Annotated in this window: 26 protein-coding genes and 1 riboswitch; of the genes, 25 read left to right on the forward strand and 1 reads right to left on the reverse strand. The window is 56.7% G+C overall.

What is annotated here, in order from left to right:
- Window positions 1–468: 468 nt before the first annotated feature.
- Window positions 469–690, reverse strand: a complete 222-nt coding sequence (locus VLY20_01395; GenBank protein ID HUK55294.1) for a DUF2283 domain-containing protein — start codon at window positions 688–690, stop codon at window positions 469–471.
- Between the two features lie 890 nt (window positions 691–1,580).
- On the opposite strand from VLY20_01395, the gene VLY20_01400 reads away from it, so the two are divergent.
- The 25 genes from VLY20_01400 (at window position 1,581) to VLY20_01520 (ending at window position 23,502) form a co-directional block, all read left to right on the forward strand.
- Entirely contained in the window at window positions 1,581–1,943 is a 363-nt protein-coding gene (locus VLY20_01400; GenBank protein HUK55295.1) for a hypothetical protein, read from the forward strand.
- A 117-nt stretch (window positions 1,944–2,060) separates the two neighbouring features.
- Window positions 2,061–2,411 (forward strand): rhodanese-like domain-containing protein, encoded by a 351-nt coding sequence (locus VLY20_01405; protein HUK55296.1) that lies wholly within the window; start codon window positions 2,061–2,063, stop codon window positions 2,409–2,411.
- Between the two features lie 267 nt (window positions 2,412–2,678).
- A riboswitch (cyclic di-GMP riboswitch) is annotated at window positions 2,679–2,770 on the forward strand.
- Window positions 2,771–2,811: 41 nt separating this feature from the next.
- Window positions 2,812–5,268, forward strand: coding sequence for a hypothetical protein (locus tag VLY20_01410; protein HUK55297.1), 2,457 nt, complete (start codon window positions 2,812–2,814; stop codon window positions 5,266–5,268).
- Entirely contained in the window at window positions 5,265–5,729 is a 465-nt protein-coding gene (locus VLY20_01415; GenBank protein HUK55298.1) for a hypothetical protein, read from the forward strand. Before VLY20_01410 ends, VLY20_01415 begins: the two co-directional genes overlap by 4 nt.
- 5 nt (window positions 5,730–5,734) lie before the next feature.
- The gene (locus VLY20_01420) at window positions 5,735–6,493 is read left to right on the forward strand and encodes an SH3 domain-containing protein (protein ID HUK55299.1); all 759 of its coding nucleotides are present in this window, start codon (window positions 5,735–5,737) and stop codon (window positions 6,491–6,493) included.
- 11 nt (window positions 6,494–6,504) lie between these two features.
- Window positions 6,505–7,143, forward strand: coding sequence for an outer membrane beta-barrel domain-containing protein (locus VLY20_01425; protein ID HUK55300.1), 639 nt, complete (start codon window positions 6,505–6,507; stop codon window positions 7,141–7,143).
- A gap of 10 nt (window positions 7,144–7,153) precedes the next feature.
- Window positions 7,154–7,654: a TlpA disulfide reductase family protein gene (locus VLY20_01430; protein HUK55301.1), complete on the forward strand. Its 501-nt coding sequence runs from the start codon at window positions 7,154–7,156 to the stop codon at window positions 7,652–7,654.
- A gap of 17 nt (window positions 7,655–7,671) precedes the next feature.
- On the forward strand, window positions 7,672–7,881 hold the full coding sequence (locus VLY20_01435; GenBank protein HUK55302.1) for a DUF4266 domain-containing protein: 210 nt from the start codon (window positions 7,672–7,674) through the stop codon (window positions 7,879–7,881).
- Window positions 7,878–9,041 carry a DUF3570 domain-containing protein gene (locus tag VLY20_01440; protein ID HUK55303.1) on the forward strand — a complete coding sequence of 388 codons (1,164 nt, stop codon included), beginning with the start codon at window positions 7,878–7,880 and terminating at the stop codon, window positions 9,039–9,041. Before VLY20_01435 ends, VLY20_01440 begins: the two co-directional genes overlap by 4 nt.
- A complete protein-coding gene (locus tag VLY20_01445; protein HUK55304.1) occupies window positions 9,007–10,038 on the forward strand; it encodes an FAD:protein FMN transferase in 1,032 nt (343 codons plus the stop codon). Before VLY20_01440 ends, VLY20_01445 begins: the two co-directional genes overlap by 35 nt.
- Before the next feature lie 98 nt (window positions 10,039–10,136).
- Window positions 10,137–10,583: an AraC family transcriptional regulator gene (locus tag VLY20_01450; protein ID HUK55305.1), complete on the forward strand. Its 447-nt coding sequence runs from the start codon at window positions 10,137–10,139 to the stop codon at window positions 10,581–10,583.
- Window positions 10,567–12,465, forward strand: coding sequence for a tetratricopeptide repeat protein (locus VLY20_01455; protein HUK55306.1), 1,899 nt, complete (start codon window positions 10,567–10,569; stop codon window positions 12,463–12,465). The genes VLY20_01450 and VLY20_01455 overlap by 17 nt, the downstream gene beginning before the upstream one ends.
- Window positions 12,462–15,269 carry a tetratricopeptide repeat protein gene (locus VLY20_01460; protein HUK55307.1) on the forward strand — a complete coding sequence of 936 codons (2,808 nt, stop codon included), beginning with the start codon at window positions 12,462–12,464 and terminating at the stop codon, window positions 15,267–15,269. Before VLY20_01455 ends, VLY20_01460 begins: the two co-directional genes overlap by 4 nt.
- Window positions 15,266–15,910, forward strand: a complete 645-nt coding sequence (locus VLY20_01465) for a tetratricopeptide repeat protein (GenBank protein HUK55308.1) — start codon at window positions 15,266–15,268, stop codon at window positions 15,908–15,910. The genes VLY20_01460 and VLY20_01465 overlap by 4 nt, the downstream gene beginning before the upstream one ends.
- On the forward strand, window positions 15,907–16,263 hold the full coding sequence (locus VLY20_01470) for a hypothetical protein (protein HUK55309.1): 357 nt from the start codon (window positions 15,907–15,909) through the stop codon (window positions 16,261–16,263). Before VLY20_01465 ends, VLY20_01470 begins: the two co-directional genes overlap by 4 nt.
- 314 nt (window positions 16,264–16,577) lie before the next feature.
- Entirely contained in the window at window positions 16,578–17,237 is a 660-nt protein-coding gene (locus VLY20_01475) for an AgmX/PglI C-terminal domain-containing protein (GenBank protein HUK55310.1), read from the forward strand.
- A 315-nt stretch (window positions 17,238–17,552) separates the two neighbouring features.
- Window positions 17,553–18,101, forward strand: a complete 549-nt coding sequence (locus tag VLY20_01480; GenBank protein ID HUK55311.1) for a DJ-1 family glyoxalase III — start codon at window positions 17,553–17,555, stop codon at window positions 18,099–18,101.
- On the forward strand, window positions 18,082–18,825 hold the full coding sequence (locus tag VLY20_01485) for an HAD-IA family hydrolase (protein HUK55312.1): 744 nt from the start codon (window positions 18,082–18,084) through the stop codon (window positions 18,823–18,825). Before VLY20_01480 ends, VLY20_01485 begins: the two co-directional genes overlap by 20 nt.
- Before the next feature lie 191 nt (window positions 18,826–19,016).
- On the forward strand, window positions 19,017–19,511 hold the full coding sequence (locus VLY20_01490; protein ID HUK55313.1) for a MerR family transcriptional regulator: 495 nt from the start codon (window positions 19,017–19,019) through the stop codon (window positions 19,509–19,511).
- A 96-nt stretch (window positions 19,512–19,607) separates the two neighbouring features.
- Window positions 19,608–20,510 (forward strand): ParA family protein, encoded by a 903-nt coding sequence (locus VLY20_01495; GenBank protein HUK55314.1) that lies wholly within the window; start codon window positions 19,608–19,610, stop codon window positions 20,508–20,510.
- Complete coding sequence (locus VLY20_01500; protein HUK55315.1) at window positions 20,507–21,454, forward strand: hypothetical protein; 948 nt, start codon at window positions 20,507–20,509, stop codon at window positions 21,452–21,454. The genes VLY20_01495 and VLY20_01500 overlap by 4 nt, the downstream gene beginning before the upstream one ends.
- Entirely contained in the window at window positions 21,451–22,020 is a 570-nt protein-coding gene (locus VLY20_01505) for a hypothetical protein (protein ID HUK55316.1), read from the forward strand. The genes VLY20_01500 and VLY20_01505 overlap by 4 nt, the downstream gene beginning before the upstream one ends.
- A gap of 101 nt (window positions 22,021–22,121) precedes the next feature.
- Window positions 22,122–22,334, forward strand: coding sequence for a zinc ribbon domain-containing protein (locus VLY20_01510; protein HUK55317.1), 213 nt, complete (start codon window positions 22,122–22,124; stop codon window positions 22,332–22,334).
- Window positions 22,335–22,350: 16 nt separating this feature from the next.
- Window positions 22,351–22,668 (forward strand): Rieske 2Fe-2S domain-containing protein, encoded by a 318-nt coding sequence (locus VLY20_01515; GenBank protein ID HUK55318.1) that lies wholly within the window; start codon window positions 22,351–22,353, stop codon window positions 22,666–22,668.
- Between the two features lie 6 nt (window positions 22,669–22,674).
- The gene (locus VLY20_01520) at window positions 22,675–23,502 is read left to right on the forward strand and encodes an SDR family NAD(P)-dependent oxidoreductase (protein HUK55319.1); all 828 of its coding nucleotides are present in this window, start codon (window positions 22,675–22,677) and stop codon (window positions 23,500–23,502) included.
- The last annotated feature ends 24 nt before the right edge of the window (window positions 23,503–23,526 follow it).

Below are 23,526 nucleotides of genomic sequence, written 5' to 3' on the forward strand. Positions count from 1 at the left end.
ATTTTCTTATAACTCTCCATCGAATTCACCTCCTCCTTTTGTAGTACCCTGAAACATATTTCTGCCAGTTGTTCTTGATGTCCCAATCGGCCAGGATAAGCGCTTTTTCGAATCATTTCCTACCAAAACTTCAAGTGGATCAGGTACGAACCGATGTGGAGCATGGGGCCTCGATGCTCTCTCCGGCGGATGTGACCAAAGGATTTAAATCAAGGAGGGCAAGCCCGGGCCGGAGGAATGATGGAGGGGATTATAAAATGTTCAAAGGAAAAAGGCAAAGGGAAAAAAGGCGTGAGGAGTGAGGAGTAAGGTGTCAGGAGATAAGGATTCGGGAATCGGCTTCTTTCATCATTGCGCGGAACTTTCCCAGTTCCTTGGCCTTCCACCTTTTTGCCCAACCCATCTTGTGGGGCTTGCAGAGGGCGCAGGACCGCCGCTTTGTTCGATATTGTTTTCTCATTTTCGATTCTATTTCGCCGCTAAACTTTTCAGGGTTCGCACTCGAAAACCAACGATGGTGATGCCCACAACCTCTTTCTTCTTTTCGTCATAACGAACAATCACGCCCTCGCCGATATCGGTGCCAACGGCCGGGCGAGGCTTGCCGACCGAAATGTAGAGCACATCTGCTTCTTCGTCAAACTCCCAGTTGAGCGCCGGTTTACCCTCGAGAATTTTTAAGGCTTCCATATGGTTGATCTCCTTTTTGAAGGCGTAACCGTAAAATAGGCCGTCAGAACAAAGCCATCCTGACCTGACAGCTCTCTATAAGCCACGATGAGATGCTTCTGGGTCAGAGGTGTCTTAGAATAAAACCGCACAGCCAGCAATTCGCCAAAGTCGCCTTCCTGTATTGAATCCGGGCTTGAGATGGTTTCGATCACTTTACCCTGTTGATCACGCATCTCCGGATGCCGTCGCGTGATATGACTCCATCTTTCTCGGGTGATTCGGATGGGAACCGCGTTTTTCGAATACGTAACGATCATAACCTATAGGCCGGCCCGTTTACAAACGTTACTTTATTTACGCAAACAGCTTGTAAGAATCAATGACTGCAAGAACGGCCCGCCCCGGAGGAATGATGCAGGGGATTATACCGTTTTATGGTGGAAGAGTCAAAAAGGGGTGAGGAGTAAGGAGTGAGGGGGGAAGGGGCAGAGAGCGCATGGATTAAATGGCCCGTAGGGGCTGACCTATGTGTCAGCCCGGGATGCAAAAGGATTAAGTAGAATGGAGGAAATACCCCCCTTTGACCCCTATATATAATGATGCAGATCGAATATATTGAAGCTTTCGGAAGCAATGGCCGGGGCGCGCCGATGCGTATTGGCTGTTGCTGCGAATGCAAATCATAGACATATTATGAACCGCGGTATACCATCCAACCATCCAACCTGAATGAGGAGACATATCGATCGGCCTGTTGACTGTCTTGCAATCCTCTTTTCGTATAAATCTTAAATCATGATCGTTCCCCATCCCATTGCCAAGCGCGGAAGGTTTGGCACAGGCCCTGCAATCTGGTCCGAGCGCACGGGACAAATTCAGAACGATCCAACAACCACAGGAGGTGGCCGATGTTTCGAATCGCAGCGTTTTTAGCTTCCGGTTTTGTCAGTTTTCTTTTGGTCAGCACGGTGGTGGCGCAACAGCTGGCCTCGACGTCTTTGGTGGTCAGGCCGGTGGCCCAGGGACAAATGAAGACGGCCGACGTGCGTCATATCACCGGGACGGTCAAGGACGTGGACCTGACGGCCCATACCTTCAGCATCAAGAACCGCCGCGGGGAGCAGAGTTTCGTGATCTCGCCCGAGACGCAGCTCAAGCGGGGACGGGAGCGTTTGAGACTGGACGGGTTGCAGCCGGAATCGAAAGTATCCGTGAGCTATTGGGATCACAACGGGAAAAAAGAGGCCGGCGTGATCAAGTTGACGAAGTAAAGTGCATTAAAAGCGTCCCGTGCGGTTTTAAAAAAAGGCTCACGCCTGTTCGGGTGAGCCTTTTTTTGGTCGCAAAAAAGTATTGACCAGACCGAACGGCTATCTTATGATGAAAACATGTTCTTCAATATGTTTCAATCCGACCCGTCCCTGAACATCTCGCCGGAAGAGACCAAGGCCAAGCTCGACCGCGGAGAGAAGATCGTTCTGCTGGACGTCCGCGAGCCCTGGGAAGTGGCGATCAACCGCTTAAACGGCGCGGTGGTCATTTCGATGGCCGAGCTCGGCCAGCGGCATACGGAGCTCGATCCCGAGGCCGAGATCATCGTCTATTGTCATATGGGCGTCCGAAGCCTGAAGGCGACCCGTTTTCTAAAGGACCAGCAGTTCAAAAATGTAAAAAACCTGGCCGGCGGAATCGATGCCTGGTCGCTCAAGGTCGACCCCAAGGTTCCCCGCTACCGGTAAGGTCTTGTCTCCCGCCTCCATCCCTGTCCCTTTTCGGCCGCAATCTTGAAATTTTTCTTCGTCCGGTCCCTTCCCAACGATCCCGATTTTTTTGAACAGAAAAACGCGAAAACTGCCGTGCAATCTTCGGATAATGCACGAAAAGAAGACTTGACATTGGTCGAAAACATGCTAAATTTGTCAATGGAGTGTGCCTCCCCGAGAGGCGTCGATTTAAGCGGCCCGATGGCCGGAAACTTTCAATTAGACGAAGTACCACGATTGCTCCTTTGATCAGAGCAAACCAGGGGAAACTCTGGGACGCAGAGCAACGGGGCTAAAGGAGAAACGTTCTCTCCCATGCCCGCCGAGCCGCCGAAGGAATTTCTTTGGCGGCTTTTTTTGTGCAGAGGAGGTTCCCATGCAGACCAAGAACAGAAAAAATCGCATCGTCGGATGGACGATCAGCGGGCTTTTTCTTTTATCTTTCGGTTACTATCTCACGTCGTGCGTCAGCTCCTCGAACCAGACCGTGTCCGAGAACGATCTGCCCGGGGTGGCGTTCGTCAAGCGGTCGGTCGACGCGATCGGCAATCCTCTGGATCCGATCGAATTCAAGGCCGGGGGCGATCTTTATACCCTGGTCCCGGGCACCCCGTCGGGAAAGCTGCGGAATATCACGGGAGACCTGACGAACGGCGCGGGGGACGTCTCCGACCCGGAAATCTTTCCGCAGACGCAGGGCGGGCCGTTCCGGCTGGTCTTCTCGATGAACAAGGGGAGCGGCGATCACTGGCACGTTTATGAAGTCCAGATCAATGAGGACGGGAGCCGGGCGACTGCGCCGGTCCAGCTGACCTGCGGCGATTCGGACGAACTCGCCCCCGCCTATCTTCCGGACGGCCGGATCGTCTTTGCCTCGAACCGTCCCGGCTATCTCGACGAATACGAACGGAGGAAATCGACCGTTCTTCATATTCTCGACCGAACCAAGACGGTCCAAGCCGGCCAGCCCTCCTGCGATTCCGGCGAGGTCGTCCAGATCTCGTTCAACCAGAGCCACGACCGGAACCCGATCGTCCTCCGGGACGGGACGATCCTCTACAGCCGTTGGGAGCATCTCGGAACGGTGAACAAGTTCGCCATTTTCTTCATGGAGCCGGACGGGACGGATACGTTCGTCAAATACGGCTCGCATTCCGGAGTGAACACCTTTCTCGATCTTCGCGAGCAGCTGGACGGCAGCCTCGTCGCCACCATGATGCCGCTGAGCGGAACCTACGAGGGCGGCGCCATCGGGCATCTCGATATCGTCAACGAGGTCGACGATCCTAATACGGCCTCCCTCCAGCTGACCGGTTCCCAGGTCATCCCGGCCGACATGACGCCATCCAATTTCGGCCGGTACCACAACGTCTATCCCATTCCGGACGGGAGTCTCCGCTACCTGACCTCCTACTCGACCGGAAAAGTGATCAACGACCCGAAGAATAAAATCGTGCAGGAACCCGATTACGGCCTCTGGATGCTGAACAACAGCGACGGGACGCTCAAACCGATCCTCGTTCCGGGTGACAACAGCCGCCAGGCCTATCTCGAGCCGATCCCGCTCATGCCGGTCCCGGCCGCGATGATCCCGACGGCCAAGCCGGAGAAGGCGGCCAATCGGAGTTCGTTGGGGACGCAAGGGGTGCTCGCGGCCGCGAGCGTCTACGACTCGGAAGCCAACCGGGCCCTCTCGAACGAGGTCCTGGGCGTGACCATTCCGCGCGACGCCAACGGCATCATCGATTTCAACGCCCTCTGCAGCGACCCGAGCCTGCAGGTCGTCAAACAGGTCCGGATCATCCAGGCGGTTCCGAGCCAGGCCGGGGTCGGAACGGAAGACATCGGACTATCCGAGTTCGAGCGCCAGAGGATCCTCGGCTATGCGCCGGTCGAGTGCGACGGCTCCTTCCGCGTCACCGTGCCGGCCGATACGAGCCTGACCCTCAATGTGGTCGACTCCCAAAGCCGTTCGTTCAAAGTGAAGGAAAACTGGCTGGCGGTCCGGCCCGGAGAGAATCGGACCTGTAACGGCTGTCATTCGCCGCGCCGGGGAACTCCCCAGCGGCTGGCGACCGATTCCATCGCGCTCAACCGGGCTCCCTCGACCCTGGTTCCGCCCGCGATTCCGGTGATCGCCTTCAATACGAACATCCAGCCGATCTTCACGGCCAAATGCGTTTCGTGTCATTCGATCTCGGATCAAAATTCTGACGGAGTCCTCGACAGCCCGGCGGGCGGGCTTGACCTGAGCTCGGATCAGGCCGGCACCGGGTTCCCGATCTCCTACTCGAGCCTTCTCGAAGACAATATGAACGGCTCGGACCTGGTCTTTCCCGGGGAATCGCAGCAGAGTTATCTCATCGAACGGGTTTTCGGCCAGGAAATCCGGGCCGTCCGTTCCCTGCCGGCCTCGGATCCGAACAATCACGCCCAGATGCTGACGCCGGATGAAAAACAGACCCTGGTCGAATGGATCGATCTGGGGGCGCAGTTCAGCAACGAAGATGTCGTCAGCAATCCGGGCCGTAAGCGGCTCGACACGACGGTCTTTACGTCCGCCATCCAGCCGATTCTTCTCAACCGCTGCGGCCAATGCCATGTGGCCGGCGGCGACAGCAACTTTGTATTGACCGGGGACACCGAGGAGGGCGATTTCAACGCGACGGCGGCCCGTGTGAACGTGACCGATCCGGCTCAAAGCATCCTGCTTTTGAAAGCGACGGGAACGATCCCGATGCTCGTGAACGGAACGGCGGTCGCGCCTCCGCCGCTTTCCCCTTCGGATCCGGACTATACGACGATACTCAACTGGATCACGGCGGCGCAGTGACGCGGTGGCTCTTAACACAAATCGTCACGGTCTTGATGACGGGAATTTTCTTGTGGTCGGGCGGCGGATGCGGCTCGGTCGATCCCGGCGTGGACCCGACCATCGGAAGCCTGGACTACGACGCGTTCAAGGCCAACGTCCAGCCCGTCCTGGATCGGCGGGGCTGCTCGAACTCGAGATGCCACTACCGGAACAAGGCCAATCCCAGCAACGGCGGTCCCGGCGGAAGTTTCCGAATCTATAATTGCGCCGCCGATCCCTGCTCGGAGGATCAATCCCGTGCCAACTACGATTCGTCTTCGGGCATGACCGATATTGCCAATCCGGCCGGCAGCAAGATTCTGCTCAAGCCGCTGGCGGTGTCCGCCGGCGGCATTCAGCACCTGGGAGGGGATATCTTCCCGAATACGAGTGATCCGGATTATCTCACGATCCTGAGTTGGATCCAGAGTCCGAATTGAGAACGATGGGTCGAGAAACCCGGTCTCGATTTTTATGGATCCTCCTCTGCCTGGAGTTTTTTCTGACGGCCGGAGCCGCCTCGGGAGAGGAGACGGTCCAGAAAGCGTCGGTGGTCGAACCGTTCCTCGAGATCCACACCGGACCGGGCCGGAGCTATCCGGTTTTTTACATCGCGGAACGGGGGGAGGAGATCCTCCTTCTGAAGCGCCAGACGGACTGGTACCGGGTCCGCCTGGCCAACGGAAAGGAAGGGTGGGTCCATCGGAACGAGATCGAGAAGACCCTGCTGGCCCAGGGACGGAAAAAGGGTTGGATGGACCGGATCTACGATGACCATATCGCCGGCCGGCTGGAGATGGGATGGGAGGCGGGGACGTTCGGAGGAGACGCGTCCCTCTTCCTCCGCATGAACTATCTTCTGACCGGCGCCCTGTCCATGGAGGGAGGCGCCGGTTTTGTCTCGAGCAACCTGGGCAGCACGGACCTCTTTCAGGCCGGGATGGTGATCACACCGTGGAGAACGCCCTGGTTCTCGCTGTCGGGGACCGTCGGTGGAGGGGTCGTCTATTCGACGCCGTCGAGTCTCCTCGTGGACGTCACCCGGAAGATGTTCCATGAAGCCCACGGCGGCATCGGGATTTCCATCCCTCTCGTCCGGAACCTGTTCGCCCGGGGCGATTTTCGAAATTACACCGTGTTCATGGGCCAGGCGCGGATCCGGGAGTTCCGGGAATACAGCGCGGGCCTCTCGTTTCGGTTTTAGGAAGGGTGAGGATGAAACGAATTTTATTCGCGGTCGGAACGCTCGGGTTTCTGCTCGGAGGAGCCCCGGCTTTGGCCCAGTCCGAAAATTTTCCGCGAAGCGACCAACCGGCCGTCACGCCGCCGTCGGAGGAACACCCGCTGAAAGAGGCCAAGATCGACACCGAGTCGCTGGAAATGGGCCCCTATTACGGCCTGTACGCCATGGAAGGGTTCGGGACCTCCGGCGTCCTGGGTTTCCGGCTGGCCTATCATCTGACGGAGGATGTCTTCTTTGAAGGGACGTACGGGGAAACCCGGATTGAGCAGGAGACCTTCCGGCGCCTGACGGGGCGTCTTTTGGTGGCCGACGACAAAGTCACGACCTGGAACGCCGGCGCGGCCTACAATCTTTTTCCGGGTCAGCTCTTCCTGACCCGAAAGAAGACGCTGAACTCGACGATCTATCTGATCGGAGGCCTCGGTCAAACGCGGATCGATCGGCAGGCCCACTTCACGTTCGACGCCGGCACCGGCTACAAAATCTTTATCGTGGATTGGTTCGACCTTCGGATGGAGATGCGGACCCACATCCTTCAAACGGACCTGACCGGAAAGAAACAGATCATGGACAACATCGAAGGGACCGCGGCCTTCGCGGTCTATTTCTAAGAGGTGCGTCATGAACAAAAGGGGAAAGATCGTTTCGTTTCTGTTGGCGTTGGTGTTTGTCGCCGCGGGTCCGGCCCTTGGGGCCGCGCCGGGGGACAGGGCGCCCGACTTCACGGGCAAAACCCTCGGGGGGGGAAACGTCAAGCTCAGCGAACTGAGGGGCCGCATCGTGCTGCTTAATTTTTGGGGGACGTGGTGCGCCCCTTGTAAAGAGGAACTTCCCTACTTCAACCGTCTTTACGTGAAATATAAGGGGGTCGGCCTCGAGATTCTGGCCGTGAACGTGGACAAGGTGACGGCGCAGGCCGTGGGGATGAGCGGGGCCTTGGGTCTGACGTTCCCGGTCGTCCCGGACCCCTCCGGCCATCTTTTCGATCTCTATCAAATCCGGAGCATGCCGACCACGTTCGTGGTCGGAAAGGACGGGATGATCCGCTTCGTCCACTGGGGGTTCGGGCCCGACGATCCGGCCCGGTATGATTCTCAGATCAAAAGCCTCTTGAAGGAGTGACGGAAATGAGACGGAGGATGTTGGTTTTCGTGTGCCTAGCGGCGGTCTGGGCCGGGATGACCGGGTGCGCCCCGGTTCAGCCGTGGCAGAGGGAATACCTGGCCGACGAGACGATGCAGTTCGATCCCGACCCGTTGAAGGCCGAATGGCAACAGCATGTGCGGGAGGTCTTCGAAGGGGGGCGGGGCGGGTTCAACGGGACCGGCGGGGGTTGCGGTTGCAGGTGACCCGCGCGAAGGGCGGGCGGGCCTGCGGCCCCGGACGACGATTCGGGTCCGTTCTCATCCTGGCGTTGGTCTCCATCGCCGTCGGGCCGTCCTGGGCGGTCGAGCCCGCCCAGGATGAAGTCGAGACCGGATATAATTATTACAATGGAGCCGGAGTCACCGTTCAGGGACCGGCCGTGATCGTGAAGAAGAATGTATTAGACGGAGCGTCGTTAAAAGCGGGTTACAGCGTCGATATGGTCAGCTCGGCCTCCATCGATGTGGTGACCCAGGCCAGCCCCTATAGAGAGACGCGACAGGAATACAGCCTCGGAACGGACATCCTGCGCGGCGACACCCTCATCGGGATGGATTACATCGACAGCCGGGAATCGGACTACACGTCCGATACGCTGTCGATCGGAGCGGCGCACGACCTCTTTGATAAAAATGTGACGTTCAATATGAAGGTGGCCCGCTCCTGGAATCTGGTCGGCCGGAACAACGATCCCTCGTTCGGCTGGAAGGATTTCAACCGGACGATGTATTCGACCGGGATCACGCAATCCTTGACGCCCCGCTGGCTGATCCAGTTCAATTACGAACTCACCGCCGACGCGGGCCTCATCAACAACCCGTATCGCAGCGCCATGACCTTGGACGGAGCGTTGGTGCCTGAAAATTACCCGGATGCCCGCACCGGACAGGCCTGGGCCATCCGGACCAGTTACGGGTTTCCCTCCGGCTCATCCGCGATCGGGCCGGGCGGCCTGGGGGGTTCCGTTCAAATGGATTACCGCTACTACCGGGATACCTTTAATGTTGTATCCAATACCGCCAAGGTCACGTTGCAACGCTACTTCGCTCCGGACTGGCTTGGGGGAATTTTCTACCAGTATTACCGTCAGGGGGCGGCCAGTTTTTACGGAGACCGCCTGCCCACCAATCAGTTATACAAGGCTCGGGACAGGGACCTCTCGGAATATCAGGATCACTGGATCGGGTTGACGCTCAAATTTAAACTCAAGCAGACGACCTGGGGCTTGATCAGCAATCCCTACGTCCAAATCGACAGCAGTTTGATGATCTATCATTATGACGACTTTACCGATCCGCGCACCGACGCGCTTTATTCCCAGAGGGCTTATGTCGGCCATACGAGTTTCGGTTTTAATTATTAGCGTTCTCGTCCTGGATGGGTTGCTTTGTGTCCCGCCGAGCCACGGCGAAGAGGCTCCGAGCTACCTGGTCAGCGAGAATCGGGCCCTCATGGGAACCGAGGTGATCATCAAGGCGGTGGGGGACGACCGTCCCGGAATGGAGCGGGCCGTCCAGGAGGCCTTCGACGAAATTTCACGGCTGGAACGGATGATGAGCAACTTTATCCCGACCAGCGAGCTCTCGCGCATCAATCAGCAGGCCGGGAAGGCGCCGGTTCCGGTCAGCCGGGAGCTTTTTTCGGTGATCCAAAAGTCGTTGCATTTCTCCGAACTCACCGGAGGGACGTTCGACATTTCGTTCGCCTCCGTCGGCAAACTTTGGGATTTCCGCGCGGGAATCCTGCCGTCGCCGGAGGCGATCGCGCGGCAACTTCCCTTCGTCGATTATCGGAAGATCCGGCTGAACGAAAAGGACTCGAGCGTGTTCCTTCCCTATCCCGAGATGGAGATCGGCCTGGGGGGCATCGGGAAGGGCTACGCCGTCGACCGGGCCATGGCGGTCCTGACGAAGCACGGAATCCGCGACGCGGTCGTCATGGCGGGGGGGGACATGATGGTCAAGGGGAAGAAAGGGAAGGATCTCTGGCGGGTCGGGCTTCGCGATCCGGACGACAAGAATAAGATCCTGGCGGTCCTGCCGTTGGAGGATCAGGCCGTCTCGACCTCGGGGGATTACGAGCGGTTCTTCATCAAGGACGGCGTCCGCTACCATCATATTATCGACACCCGGACGGGCTACCCGGCCAGGCTCTGCCGGAGCGTGACGCTTCTGGCCAAGGACGCGACCACCACCGACGGCCTCACCAAAGGGGTTTTCATCCTCGGTCCCGAGCGGGGGATGGCGCTCATCGAGCGGATCGGGGGGGTGGACGCGATCATCATCGACGCCCGGGGAAAGATGCACCTTTCTTCCGGGTTGACCTCTCTGAAATTGGAAGGAGCGAAAAACGGGGGATGAGCATGCGCAGCCGAATCGTAATCCTTATTCTTTTTGTCCTTTCTCTTTTTCCATGTCGTGCTTCCCGGGCCGAACCGGCGAATGCGCCTCAACAGCAAATGGAGAACCTGGACGGCCAGATTCAAGACCTCAAGGAAAAGATCCTGAACCTGAACACGCTCCTCTTCCGGCTCCAGGAGGATCTTCTTTTTCCCGAGGACTCCTCCGTCGTGGTCTTCCTGGCGGTGGAAGGAGGGAATTACTTCGCGCTGGATTCGGTCAAGCTGAACCTGGACAACACGATGGTCACAAGTTACCTTTACACGGACCGGGAAGTCGGCGCCCTGAGAAAGGGAGGGATTCAACGGCTCTACATGGGAAACGTGAAGTCCGGCGATCATCAACTGGTGGCCGTTTTCACGGGGAAAGGCCCGCAGGAAAAGGATTACAAACGGGCGGAAACGGTTCAATTCACCAAGAAGGACGGCGCCGCCTTTATCAAGATCATCATACGGGACAGTTCGGAGAAAGAGCAGCCTGAGTTTGCCTATGAAACATGGAACTGAAAAGGGCGGGAGGGCCATACGCCGGACCGGCCGGCTTTTGCTGATCATCCCGTGGGCTCTTCTGCTCGGTTTTTCCGCCCCGCCGGCGCGGGCGGCCGAGCCTTCGATCGACATCGAAAAAAGGGCGGAGACCCTGCAACGGGAGGCCTATTACGATTTCTTCCTGGGAGACTACCTCACGTCGGCGACCCGTCTGAAGCTGCTTGAACAGTCGGCCGAAAAAGATGGAAAGGTATTGAACGACACCCGTCTTCTCCTGGGGGGGCTTTACATCGCCTGGGGCATGTATCGTCCGGCCGCCGCTCTGTTCGACCGATGGGTCGAACAGTTTCCCCCGGGGAGCAGCCGGAACCAGCTCCTGCTCCTGATCGAACGGCTGCAGTATCAACGCGCGCTCTATCAGTCCGCGATCGACACCTTTAAACGGCTATCGCCGGACTCGGCCTTCGCGTTGATGGACCAGGCCTGTTACCTGGCCGGTATGAGCGATTACCTCCAGGGCTCTGTTCCGGAAGGGATCGGCGTTCTGGAGTCCGTTCCGCCATCCAGCGGATACTTTCCCTTCGCCCAGTTGGCCGTGGCCCAGTCCTATGTCCAACTGAAAGATTTCGAAAAGTCGATCGCGCTCCTGAAAAAACTCATCGCGACCGATCATCGTGGAGATCCCGTCCTCGGAGCCTTCGCCGAGAAAACCCGTCTGATCCTGGGGCTGCTCCTGATCGAGTTGGGAAGGTTTCAGGAGGCCCGTCCGGTCCTCGCGTCCATTCCGTCGGCGAGTCCGTTTTATCCCGACGCCCTTTTCGGGGCGGGATGGGCCGATTTCGATGCGGGACGTTATTCGGAGGCCCTTCCTTATTTTCAGGAATTGTCGGAAGCATATCCGGATCATGTCTACGCTTTGGAAGGACTGAATACGATCGGGGGGAGTTATCGGAAGCTGGGCGCGTTTGCGAAGGCCCTTCAAAGTTATGGAAAGGCCCTTGATGTTTATGAGCGGAAAGGGAAGGAGATCCATGAGATTAGGACGTTGATCCAGGACCGGGAACGGCTGGCCGATTGGCTCGGCCGACCGGAGGACCCTCAAGAAGACCGCTTGATCCCTTTTCTCGACGAAGACCTGCTTCGCTTCCGGATCGACCGGTACCGGGAGCTTTCTTCTCTCGCGGCCTATCTCGACCGGAAGGCGGCGGATATGGGCGTTTTTGAGATCATGGTCGATCACCGGGAAGAGGTCTTCCGGGGGCACCTCCCGACTCTCCGCGGTTTTCTGGACAACGATCCGGTCAAGGCGCTCCAGGAACAAGAACGGCTCCTTCAGGCCCGTCTTCAAGAGGCGACGCGAACGGAACGGGTGGAGGCCCTCGCAACGACCAAAGAGAGGGAGAAACTCGATCAATTGGCCCGGGCGCAATCGCAAGGGCGGGAGCTGCTGGAAGCGGTCGGGCGGATGGGGGCCGCTTCGCCGGATCTCCAGGAGCTGAAGGGACAGATCGAAGCGGCCAACCGTCGACTGGCCCTGTTTCGAGGCGAACTCCTCTGGAGGGTGGTCACCGAGGCCCCCGGTCGGATCGATGATCTTCAAAGAAGCGAGGCACAACTCCGGGAAGGTTTGGATGCGCTGTCCGGGCGGCGGGCGCGATTGACGGCTTCGGCCCCGACCCTGGAAAACGATCTCGAACGGTTTCGCGAAAGAATACGCACGGCCCGTCAATCCCTGCTGGAAGAAAAAGAAACGGCGCTCGATCTTCAAAGAAAACTCCTTCCCCCTTTGCAGGTTCTGCTATTGCAGGCCCTTGATAAACAACAGGGGCGGATCGAGCATCTGGCCGCCGTGGCGAAACTGAGCCGGATCCAGATCCTGGATCTAAAGAGTCGCCCATGAAACCGATCGCGATCGGGCTTTGCCTTTTATTGCTCGGCGGCTGCAGCCTGGGCCGGGATTCCCGACGCCCCGAAGCGCCCCCGTCGTTGACGACGAAGGAGATCGAAGCGCTTCGCCAAGAGCCGCTGGTCGCTCGGAAGGAAGCCGTGGTGAAGGCGTACGAGGATTTTCTAAAGCAGTATGATCGGGTCGACCCCTCTTTAACCTCACAAGCCCTGAAGCGCCTGGGGGATCTCTATCTCGAAACTTCGAATCAGCGCTTCCAAAAGGCGATGGAAGCCTATGAAGCGCATCCGGAGGGGCCGCCTCCGCTGGTGGATGATCGAAAGGCGATCGCGACCTACGAAGAGCTTCTTCGTTCCGATCCGGGATATCCGGAAAACGACGAGGTCCTCTACGCCCTTTCGCGCGCCTATGCCGAGACCGGAAACCGGGAGATGGCCGTCGGATCGCTCGAACGTCTTCTGAAGGACTATCCGCGGAACCGGCATCGACAGGAGGCCTCGTTTCGCTTGGGCGAGTATTATTTTGATCAACGTTTATACGAAAAAGCCGCGGAAGCCTATGAGCAGTCCCTGGCCTTGAAAGACCCCTTTTTCCTCGACAAGGCGCGGTACAAGCTCGGTTGGACGTACTTCAACATGAAACAATACCCGCGAGCGATTGATCATTTTCTCCGGTTGGTCAATCAGAAGGTGACGGCGGAAGGGGACATCCCCTTCGAGCAAGGCTCCTTGGTCTGGGAAGCGATGACCTATGTGGCGACCTCGTTTCGGATTCTCGGGGGAGCGGCTCCTCTCTCGGCGTACTTCCAAAAAAACGGATCTCTTCCCTATGAGAAAGATCTCTACCTGATGGTCGGAAACCAATCTCTGTCGGACGGAGATCCTCAGTCGGCGGTCGACACGTACCGGACGTTCATCCGTCAACATCCGCTGCATCCGATGGCGCCGATTTTTTTATCGTATATCATCGAGGTCTATGAGAAGGAAAAGGACCCGCCGTCGGCCGAAAAGGCCAGGGTCCAGTTGGTCGAAACGTATTCCTCGCAGAGCCCATGGTACCGGGCCAACGATGAAGCGGCCCGCTCCCGTTCCCGGCCGATCGTGCAGTCGGAGCTCTATCGCCTCGCCCTCTCGGCCCATGCCCGTGCGCAGGCCGGGAAAAACCAGGAAGATTACCGTGAGGCGGCGGGATGGTACCGGCAATTTCTCGCCGAGTTTCCCCACCAGAAGGAATCGCGGGATGTCCACCTCTTTCTGGCCGAGACCCTTTTCGCGTTGGGCGAGTTCGCCCAAGCCGGAGAGGAATATGAGACGGCCGCCTACGGCTATCCGGAGAAAGGCGCGAATTCGAAGGCCGCCTATGACGCGGTCGTGGCCTATCAGAAGGTCGATACAGAAAAGGGCAGCGACAAAGTGATCGATCTTTCCAAGCGCTTTGCCGCGATTTTTCCTCAGGACCCCAAGACCCCGGCGCTTTTGCTCAAAGCCGGAGAGATTCTCTTTGAGGCGAAGCGCTATGACGAAACCCTCGGCGTCCTTAAAGACTTTCCGGGCCGTTATCCCAAGGAGGAAGGGGCGACGACGGCGCAAAAACTCGTTGCGCACAGCCTGATGCAGCTGGGACGTTTTGAAGAGGCCCGTCAGGCCTACCGTCAGACGCTGGCCCTGCTTCCCCCGTCGGATACGAAGGGGCGCCAGGAGATCGCCGATCTGTTGGCCGCGGCCGTTTATAAACAGGCTGAAAGTCGCCAGCGGGAAAACCGGCCGGAGGAAGCGGTCCGTCTCTATGAGGATGTGGCCGAGGAGGCTCCTCGGAGCGAACTGGCCCCCCAGGCCCTTTTTGAAGCCGGCCAGATCCGTGAGGGAATGAAGCAAATCAAAAACGCGATCGCAATGTATCAGAGGCTGATTCTCCTCTCTCCCGATTCCACGCTTTCGGGAAAAGCGCAGGTGCAGATCGGTTTGCTGTATGAACAAGAGGGGGAATGGGTCCCATCCGCGGATGCCTACGTCTCCGCCGCCGGAAATATCCGGGATGAGAGCCTTGTTTCCCATCTCCTTTTTACGGCCGGTCTCTATTACGAAAAGAGCGGCCGATGGGAAGAGTGTTATAACGCCTTCTCAAGGTTCACCGGGCGGTTTCCACAAAACCCGGACGCGGCGGAAGCGCTTTTCAAAATGGCCAACGCCCGACAAAAACAACAAAAGACCCGGGAAGCGCTGCAACTTTTTGAGAAAGTGGAGCAGCAATTCCCCGCAACGCCGTTTGCCGCGGAGGCTCTGTTTCAGATCGGCGAGGAGGCTTACCAGAATTTTAAAGCCGTACGGTTGCGGGAACCTTTGAACAAAAACCTGAAAAAAAAGGCCAAGGCCATGGAAAGGGCGGTCGCCCTCTATACCAAGGCGATCCAGACCCGGTATTCCGATGTGGTCACGGCTTCTTCTTACCGACTGGGGGAGATTTTTGAAAATTTCAAGTCGTCTCTTCTCGATGCGGAACCCCCTCGAAACCTGACCAAGGACGAGCAGGAGGAGTACCGCTTCCAACTGGAGGAGAAGGCTTTTCCTTTTGAGGAGAAGGCGGTGGAAGCCTATTTCAGCAACGTGCGCCGGATCCGGGACGAGAACAGTCCTTACAACGAATGGATCAAAAAAAGTTTCAACCGCCTGGCCGAGCTGAGGCCCGCGCTGTACCGCCGGCCGGAAAGGACGGAACGGATTGTCTCCGTCGTCGATCAACGTCAGTTATCGACTCAAACCCCTGAAGACTCCCGCGGGAGAATGGTGCAGGCCCGATGATGCGACGCTTCGGTCCGATCAAAGGATTTCTTTTTCTCGTCCTTTTGATGTCATCCGTCGGATGCATGCGGACTTCCGCGATCGTCGCTCGTCCGGAAGCTCCTGCACCGGCGGCTCCGGAAGCTCGGAATGATTTGTCCCGTCGCACCGAACCGGGCGGGCCCCTTCTCCAGTTCAAGCAAGGGGTGCAGCTTCTCGAGAACGGACAGAACGACGAAGCGCGGCATTTGTTTGAAAAACTCCGGGATACCTATCCAAAGATGAGTGTTATTTATAAAGATCTGGGTGTGACCTATAAACGTCTCGGACTCATTCCGGAGGCCGTGGCCTCCTATCAACGGGCCCTCGAAATTGAAAGAGGCGACGCGGAGGTTTATTACAATCTGGCCATCGCCCTGCGCGAGCAGGGGGAGTTCCGCAAAGCGGAGGAGGCCTACAAAACCGCTCTTGCGATCTCTCCGGATTTTATGGATGCTCATTACAACCTGGCCGTTCTTTATGACCTCTATCTCAACGAGCCGAACGAGGCCATCCGCCACTACCAACGGTTTCTGGAATTGGGAGGCGGGGATCCCAAAGAAATTCAGATTTGGATCGCGGCTCTTCAGAAAAGAACCGACGAATCGAAGAGGTCGCCATGAGACCGCTTCTATGGAGACGGGTTTGCGCTCTGATCGGAATTTTCCTGATCGGGGCCACGGTCTTCCCGGCCGATCTTCCCTCCAAAGAAGCTGCGGGATCTGAAAAAAAGACCCCGGGACAGTTTAAGGAGGAAGGATCAAAGGACGTCGAACAGTTGCTCATGCAGGGAACCGAAATCCAGGGGACGGTTGAAAAACCTCATGTGGTATATGTTATCCCTTGGAAGGACCTCCCGTCCGGGGTGGAAGAAGAGGTTCCACTGCACCGAAGCTTCAGGAACGAGATCCTGGAACCGGTGGACCGGGAGCAGTTTCAGCGTCAATGGGAAAGTTTCTCACGCAATCCCAAATAAGGACGATTGAAGGGATGTCTTATTTTCAAGATTCGAATGAGGCGCGTTTCAGAAAAATCCTGTTGCGGTGCGTCGTCTTTTATTTTTCATGCGCGGCGGCCATAACGCTGATCCCGTTCCCTCATGCGGAGAAGCCCGATTTCAAGAACCTGCCCAGCCGTGTGGCGAAGTTGATTCTGAAATCTCCCGCTCCGCCGCCCCCCAGCCCGGAAGTGGTTAAACCGAATGACAAAACGTCTCCCGAGAAATCAAACCCCGAAGAAGGCGGACCCAAACCGACAAGCAAGGCTCCTCCCATCAGAAGGCAAATTGTCATGAGAAGCGGTCTCTTGGGTTCTTTGAACAAGGGAGAAACCGGAAGGACATTGAGCGCGCTGGTCGAAGACCGGAAATTAGATCAAGCCCTCTCAGCCGCGAACCTGATTGCCGCTCCGACGGCACGGTCAAGGCGCTCTTCGATCAAGAACGTCGTGACGACAAAGACGGACCTTGCCGATCAGAAGATCGCGCGTATCGGCGGACTTAAAGAAGAGGAACGGGTGAAGCTTAAGAAAGGGAACGAGGTTGCGATGCTTCCTTTGCAAGAAGGCCCCGGGGGCGGCGGCGGGTCGGGTCGTGGTGGAGACGGGTCCGGAAACGGGGTATCGATCCGTCTAACGGGCGGCGGCTCCGGGACGGGGAATGCCTCTGTTAATTATGACGCCATCGCGCGCGTGGTCGAACAGTACAAGGGCGGCCTCATCTATCTATATAACAAAGAGCTCCGACTCAACCCCACCTTGAAGGGGACGATTACGGTGGAGTTTTCCATTGACGGGAGCGGAAAAGTCATTGAAACCCGTGTCGTGACGAGTACCATGGATTATGCGCCTCTTGAGAATGCGCTGGCCGGTCGGATCAAGATGTGGAAGTTTCCCCACCTCTACGACGGGGTCATTGTCGTGACCTATCCTTTCGTTTTTTTCCCGGTGTAAGAAACCTTCGCTCATCGGGTCATCGATCATGGTGGTGGAAAAACCCTTCGCTGCGGCGGCTCTGTCCAACGGTTTTTTGCCGACGGGTTTCGTGTAAATGTTTTTATTATCAGCCGCTTATGCTTATTGACAAGTTGAGATTTCGTGGTAATTTTACAAAGGAGATCCGATGGGATCTCTCACGCGTAGACCCCGCGTGACCCTTGCGTGCCCAACGTGAAGGCCCAGGTTCTCTTCGGAGAGCTTGGGCCTCTCGTTTTGATTGACACCGATACCCCCGGCTTCATACAATAGCACCGCGGGAGAGGAGAGAGGATGAAAAAGGTATTGGTTCCGTTGGCTCCGGGGTTTGAGGAGATCGAGGCCGTGACCGTGATCGACGTCCTTCGTCGCGCCGGAATTGAGGTGACGATCGCCGGAACGGTTGCGGGCGAGATTAAGGGCCGGAATGGAATCGGGGTGGCTTCGGATGTTCCGCTCGATGCCGTCACGGCCCATCCGTTCGATATGATCGTTCTGCCGGGAGGATCCGACGGCACTGAGAATTTAAAGAAGGATCCGAGGGTCAAAAAAATTCTTCAGGAAATGGAACGACGGGGCCGTTACATCACGGCCATCTGCGCGGCTCCGATGGTGCTCTCGGCCGCCGGTCTGCTCGACGGGAAAAACGTGACCAGTCACCCGTCCGTTGAAAAAGATCTGCCGGGGGTGAAGTACAGCGAGGATCGTGTCGTTGTGGACGGTCATCTTGTCACAAGCCGTTCTCCGGGAACCGCGATGGAATTTGCCATGAAACTGGTGGAGATTTTGGAGGGCCGTTCAAAAATGGAGGAAGTCAACCGGGGTGTCCTGGCCCGTTTATAAAGACATGTCCAGTCCCATTTATGCGAAGGCTATTTTTTTCGACGCGGTCGGAACGCTGTTCCAGGTGCGGGGAGGCGTGGGGCAGGTCTATTGGGAGATTGCAAGACCTTATGGGGTGCGGACAACGCCGGAGGCGATCGAAGACGCGTTTCAGGAAATCTTTTCGAACGCTCCTCCGCTGGCTTTTTCAAGACTTCAATCCGGTCTTCTCAGACGGTCGGAGAAGGAGTGGTGGTACGGCATCGTTTTCAAGGTTTTCCGTAAAGTCGGAATGATCCGAAACTTTGATCAGTATTTTGATGAGGTCTTTCGAGCCTTTGCCGGCATTCGGGGATGGGAACTCTATCCGGAAACCCGTGAGGCTCTTCATGATCTTAAGAAAGCCGGTTTTATTCTGGGAGTGATCTCAAACTTCGATTCACGAATCCTGACGGTCTGCACCGATCTGGGAATCTTTGAGTATCTGGATTCGATCCGCGTCTCGAGTCGGGAAGGTGCGGTTAAGCCGGATCCGCAGATCTTTCTGAAAGCGTTGCGTCACCATCACCTCCTGCCCCGTGAAGCGGTGCATATCGGCGATAGCTTGGAAGACGATGTCAAAGGAGCCGCCGCCGCGGGGCTCAAACCGATCTATCTCGGCCGAGGTCGTCATCCGGATGTTCCCGGCGGCGTTATTTCGATTGGGAACCTGACCGAGATTCTGTCTTTGGTTAAACCTCTATAAGCGCCGATTCGAGCAAATTCACATAATCCTGTGCAAATCTTTTTCCATATAATTTTAAGTGAATCAAATAGTTGTCATGCGATCCCGGAAAATTTACACATCTTATGAACAAAATGTGCTTTTTTCTTGACTTTTCTTCTGAGCCGTATTATAAAGATAAGGGTGGCTCCTTGAGAATTTGATGAGTAGGGATGAGTAAGAGCAACAATAGCAAGGATGAGAAAGTTTTCTTCACCTCTCACGAGGCAGGCGAGATCATCGGTCTGACCCGGCGTCAGATCCAGCACTGGGATCAAAGCGATCTTATCAGACCGAGTTCGCGCACAGCCGGGGGACACTCCCGCTATACCTTCCAGGATCTCGTCGCTTTCAAAACAGCCAAAAAATTGTTGGACGCCGGCGTTTCGCTTCAGCGCATACGTCAAAGCATCGGTGAACTCCTAAAGCTTCTGCCGACCGTCAAACGGCCGCTGGCCGAACTGACGCTTGTCGCGACGGGCGATATGGTCGTCGTGTTTTATGAGGGGACCGTATTTGAAGCGATCTCCGGACAGCAGTGGATCGTCGAGGTGTCCGAAGTCCAATCGGCCGTTGACAAGTGGCAAAAACGCGTCCGGGAGCTTAGCCGGTACCGGAAGATTCACAAGGGTCATGGCTCGACACGACAGATTGATAAGGCGTCATAATACTTTTCTGCCGATCGGCGGTGGGAATCCGATCGCCGGTTGAGGTTCTGTTTCCATCGGAAGAGGTGTGTTCACCGATGTTGAAAGGAGGAGTATATGCGCACGATCTCAATCATTAATCAAAAAGGGGGATGCGGTAAAACAACAACGGCCATCAACCTGTCCGCCTCTCTTGCAAAACTGAATCGACGTGTGCTATTGATTGACCTGGACCCCCAGGGGCATGCTTCTCTCGGCCTGAACCTCAGACCGGAGGACCTGACAAAAGGGATGACCGAAGTCTTAACACAGGGAGCCTGCTTGGATGACGTCGTTTATGAATCGATCTGCCCCAATCTGGACGTGGCCCCCGCCAACATTACGCTCAGTTCGGCGGAACAGCTTTTGGCTTCGGCCGCACAGAAGGAACAGCGGTTGCTCTCCGCGATCGAGTCTTCCCGGCGGTCCTATCATTACGTCATCATCGATTCGCCGCCCAGTCTGGGCCTGTTGACCTTCAACTCGTTGCGTGCCAGCGACGAGGCGATTGTTCCGGTCGATATGGGCTTCTTTTCTCTTCACGGACTGGCGAAGTTGATCGAGATCGTCGATGTGGTGGCGCGACATACGGGCCACGAGGTCGCGGTGTGGGCCCTGGCGACCATGGTCAACCGTCACGCGCGATTTACCCAGGAGATATTGGACGAAGTGAAACGGCACTTTATGGAACGCACGTTTAAAACGATGATCCGCAACAATGTCAGGCTTCGCGAGGCGACCAGTCACGGTTTGCCGATCACCGAATACGATCCTCATGCGATCGGAGCCGCGGATTACATGTCCCTGGCTCAAGAGGTGATCCAGCCGGAGGCCGGTGTCTCCGTCGAGGCTGCGGCGACCGCGGCGGCGCCAAGAATTCCCGAGATCGAAGCGCAGAAATTTTTGGGACCGATCCTCATCGAAGAAATCCTTCCGGATCAGACCAAGCGATCCGTCTTGAAATCGGGGGCCAACGGATGAACTCCAAAAAAAGATTGGGAAAGGGTCTCGAGGATGTCTCGCATCTTTTTCTCTCGACTCCCGCGGCCGCTCCGGCGCTGAATCGGATGAACCTGCCGCCTCGAAAATTCGGGGAGGCCGTGAATTTAAAAACAAGGACATGGCTGGTTTTGAGTCTTGTTCCCCGCTTGCCGTCGGCCTTTTTTACGGCCAACCTGGCCGTGGAGTTGGCGCGTTGCGGCCGGCAAGTTTTGCTGATCGAAACCGCGCCGTTGCCCTCGCTGGACAAAGTCTTTGGAACCGTCCAGATTCAACCGTCCCTCAACGATCTGTTGGAGCAGCCGCAAAAACAGATCGTCGTGGACGGCCCGATGGGAATCAAGGTCTTAAGTTTTCGGTTGCGGCCGGACGAACTCCAAGGGTTTGCCGCGGAAGAGCAGGAAATTCTGGCCCAGATTTTACGGCGAGAGGAAGAGAAAGCCGAGCAGATTCTGATTCACGCCGTTTATGAAGAGAACCCTTCCTTTGAGAAGCTGGCGAGTCTCGGGCAAGGCGTCATTCTATCCGCGGAGCTCAACGCCGATACGATTCTTCAGACCTACCAGGCCTGTAAATATTTGTATCGGGTTGCCCCCGATCTACGAATCGGACTTCTTGCGTTTGGAAAAGAAGACCGGGAGACGTTGACGGTATGCATGGATAAGTTAAGCGACGCGTCGGAGCGCTTCTTGGGAAAAGCATTGGAATGGTACGGAATCATCCCGGAGGAACCGTTGATTGATCGTTCCCTCACGGCCAAGGTTCCCTTGGCCCTGCTTGATCGGACTTCCAAGGCCTCCGAAGGGTTTGCCATCGCCGTTCAAAATCTTCAACAGGAAAAGGGACCGATCTCCGATCCGCCCCTGGCTCCGTATTCCTTTGTGGATCGGCTTCAACGTCCCGCGGATATTGTGGAGGAACCATGAAACTGCAACGGATTGTCCTTCAGGACAGCGCGATTCTTCAGAAACTGATGCTGGCCCAGCTCGGCGATTTTCCGGGCCAGATCGAACTGCTGGAGGAAAACTTTAATTTCGAAACGGGTTCGATCTGCATCGGGATCGACAAGGCCCGGCGGTTTGTTTTGTTGGTGCCCTCCCTTGTTGAAAACGATGCGATTCTTTTGAAGGCCCTTGGACAATTGAGCTGGCTCGTCCGTCAGCATCCGCTGCTGGTTCGGATATTTTCCAGACCGGGGGCGGAGTTCGCGCCGTCGCCGCGCGCAATCCTTGTGGCTCCGTCCTTCTCGGCGACCTTGCGGGAGGCCCTCGCTTTCATCGGGATCGACATCGAGCTTTACGAGTATCGTGCGGTGGAACTGAATCAGGAGCAGGCCCTGCTCTTCGATTCCGTACCGATTCCCGATCGAAAGATAACCGCACCGATCGGTTCCGTTGCGCCGAGGCTTCAGGATCCCCATTCCCAGGTCCAGTTGACGGATACGGAACGGAAGTTTTTTGAAGGGTTTTTTCCAAAAAGCCTGCCTACTTAAATCCGGGTTGATTCCAAGCACCGTCGATTTTGGTCTTGTAATTTCAACGGACCCATATTAAAATTATCCCACACAGCGAGAAGGAGGTTCACCTCATGCCCATGTATGAATATCAGTGTGAACGCTGCGACCAGTCGTTCACCCTCTTGCAAAGCGTTCATGTCCGATCCGGCGAGACCATTTGTCCCCATTGCGGAACGAAAAAAATTCAGCGTCTCTTTTCAACGTTTGCCTCGAAAGTTGAAGGGAGCGGCGGTCCTGCGCCGGCCGGCGGTTCCCACGGGTGCGGATCGGGCGGTTGCGGTTGCGCCTGAGAAAGGATGGGTCCGCTTGAAGACGAAGTTTTTTACGGTGGCCAAAACAACCGAGATTGATTCCGGTCGTGCCCGCGTTATTTATGTCCACGGTGTTGAGATCGCCTTGTTTAACCTTGGAGGGGCTTTTTACGCCGTCGACAATCTCTGCCCTCATGAAGGGGGTCCGCTGGTGGCCGGAACCGTCCAGGGGATGGTTCTGACCTGTCCCTGGCACCGATGGCAATTTGATCTCAAGACGGGTTGTTCACCGATTAATCCCGCCATTCAAGTTAAAACCTATCCCGTGCAGATTGAAGGGGAGCAGGTCCGGATCGGCATGGTGATTGACTAGACTCGCGTGGGAGCGACGGAAGAATTTAAAAACAAGATCGTGGTGATTACCGGCGCCTCCGGCGGCATCGGTCGGGCCACATCCCTGGCTTTTGCGAGCCGAGGCGCCTGCCTGGCGCTCCTGGCCCGGAACCGGACCCGTTTGGGCGTCCTGGCCGCCGAAATTGAATCCAGGTATAATCGGGCGAGCCTTATTCTGGAGGCCGATGTCTGTTCCCCTGTTGAAGTTCAGAAGGGGATTCAAAAGGCGACGGATCATTACGGTCGGATCGATTATTTGATCAACGGTGCGGGGATCATCTCCTTCAAGCCCTTTTTGGAGTTGAGCCCCGAGGAACTGCATGCGATGATGTCCGTAAATTATTTGGGGACCGCCGCCTGCATCCGGGCCGTTTTGCCGATGATGCTGGAACGGCGGAGCGGTCACATCGTGAACATCGCCTCGATCGCGGGACGAAGGGGATTCCCGATGGAGACCGGCTACTGCGCGTCCAAATTTGCGGTGGTGGGATTTTCAGAGGCGTTGCGTGTGGAATTGACCGGCACGGGTGTCGGTGTCTCCCTTCTTTGTCCGGGCATCGTGGACACGCCCATGTCGAGTGATTTTCTGAACCTTCCCGGAATCCGGAAGGAAGTCCGTCCGCTTTCGGCCGATCAAATTGCATCGCATCTGCTCCAAATGGTGACGGAAAAACGGGTCGAGTCGATTCTCCCGCTCTCGACCAAACTCGTCGTCCGGTTGAACAGCGTGGCGCCCCGATGGGCCGACTGGATCATCCGGAAACGCACCAACCGAATCGCCGAGTTAATTGCAAAATCCGTCCCGCAACCGTAAATGATCTCGCGCGATCATGGCTTT

The organism is Nitrospiria bacterium (assembly GCA_035517655.1).
In the GTDB taxonomy this organism is placed as follows: domain Bacteria; phylum Nitrospirota; class Nitrospiria; order JACQBZ01; family JACQBZ01; genus JACQBZ01.

Bases quoted from the DNA above. Each gene is read 5' to 3' on its own strand.
- VLY20_01510 (HUK55317.1), top strand. From the start codon at position 22,122: ATGTATGAATATCAGTGTGAACGCTGCGACCAGTCGTTCACCCTCTTG.
- VLY20_01445 (HUK55304.1), top strand. From the start codon at position 9,007: ATGTCGGCCATACGAGTTTCGGTTTTAATTATTAGCGTTCTCGTCCTG.
- VLY20_01465 (HUK55308.1), top strand. From the start codon at position 15,266: ATGATGCGACGCTTCGGTCCGATCAAAGGATTTCTTTTTCTCGTCCTT.
- VLY20_01480 (HUK55311.1), top strand. From the start codon at position 17,553: ATGAAAAAGGTATTGGTTCCGTTGGCTCCGGGGTTTGAGGAGATCGAG.
- VLY20_01435 (HUK55302.1), top strand. From the start codon at position 7,672: ATGTTGGTTTTCGTGTGCCTAGCGGCGGTCTGGGCCGGGATGACCGGG.
- VLY20_01500 (HUK55315.1), top strand. From the start codon at position 20,507: ATGAACTCCAAAAAAAGATTGGGAAAGGGTCTCGAGGATGTCTCGCAT.
- VLY20_01455 (HUK55306.1), top strand. From the start codon at position 10,567: ATGAAACATGGAACTGAAAAGGGCGGGAGGGCCATACGCCGGACCGGC.
- VLY20_01395 (HUK55294.1), bottom strand. From the start codon at position 690: ATGGAAGCCTTAAAAATTCTCGAGGGTAAACCGGCGCTCAACTGGGAG.
- VLY20_01450 (HUK55305.1), top strand. From the start codon at position 10,137: ATGGAGAACCTGGACGGCCAGATTCAAGACCTCAAGGAAAAGATCCTG.
- VLY20_01420 (HUK55299.1), top strand. From the start codon at position 5,735: ATGGGTCGAGAAACCCGGTCTCGATTTTTATGGATCCTCCTCTGCCTG.
- VLY20_01410 (HUK55297.1), top strand. From the start codon at position 2,812: ATGCAGACCAAGAACAGAAAAAATCGCATCGTCGGATGGACGATCAGC.
- VLY20_01430 (HUK55301.1), top strand. From the start codon at position 7,154: ATGAACAAAAGGGGAAAGATCGTTTCGTTTCTGTTGGCGTTGGTGTTT.
- VLY20_01425 (HUK55300.1), top strand. From the start codon at position 6,505: ATGAAACGAATTTTATTCGCGGTCGGAACGCTCGGGTTTCTGCTCGGA.
- VLY20_01475 (HUK55310.1), top strand. From the start codon at position 16,578: ATGAGAAGCGGTCTCTTGGGTTCTTTGAACAAGGGAGAAACCGGAAGG.
- VLY20_01495 (HUK55314.1), top strand. From the start codon at position 19,608: ATGCGCACGATCTCAATCATTAATCAAAAAGGGGGATGCGGTAAAACA.
- VLY20_01505 (HUK55316.1), top strand. From the start codon at position 21,451: ATGAAACTGCAACGGATTGTCCTTCAGGACAGCGCGATTCTTCAGAAA.
- VLY20_01490 (HUK55313.1), top strand. From the start codon at position 19,017: ATGAGTAAGAGCAACAATAGCAAGGATGAGAAAGTTTTCTTCACCTCT.
- VLY20_01470 (HUK55309.1), top strand. From the start codon at position 15,907: ATGAGACCGCTTCTATGGAGACGGGTTTGCGCTCTGATCGGAATTTTC.
- VLY20_01405 (HUK55296.1), top strand. From the start codon at position 2,061: ATGTTCTTCAATATGTTTCAATCCGACCCGTCCCTGAACATCTCGCCG.
- VLY20_01400 (HUK55295.1), top strand. From the start codon at position 1,581: ATGTTTCGAATCGCAGCGTTTTTAGCTTCCGGTTTTGTCAGTTTTCTT.
- VLY20_01460 (HUK55307.1), top strand. From the start codon at position 12,462: ATGAAACCGATCGCGATCGGGCTTTGCCTTTTATTGCTCGGCGGCTGC.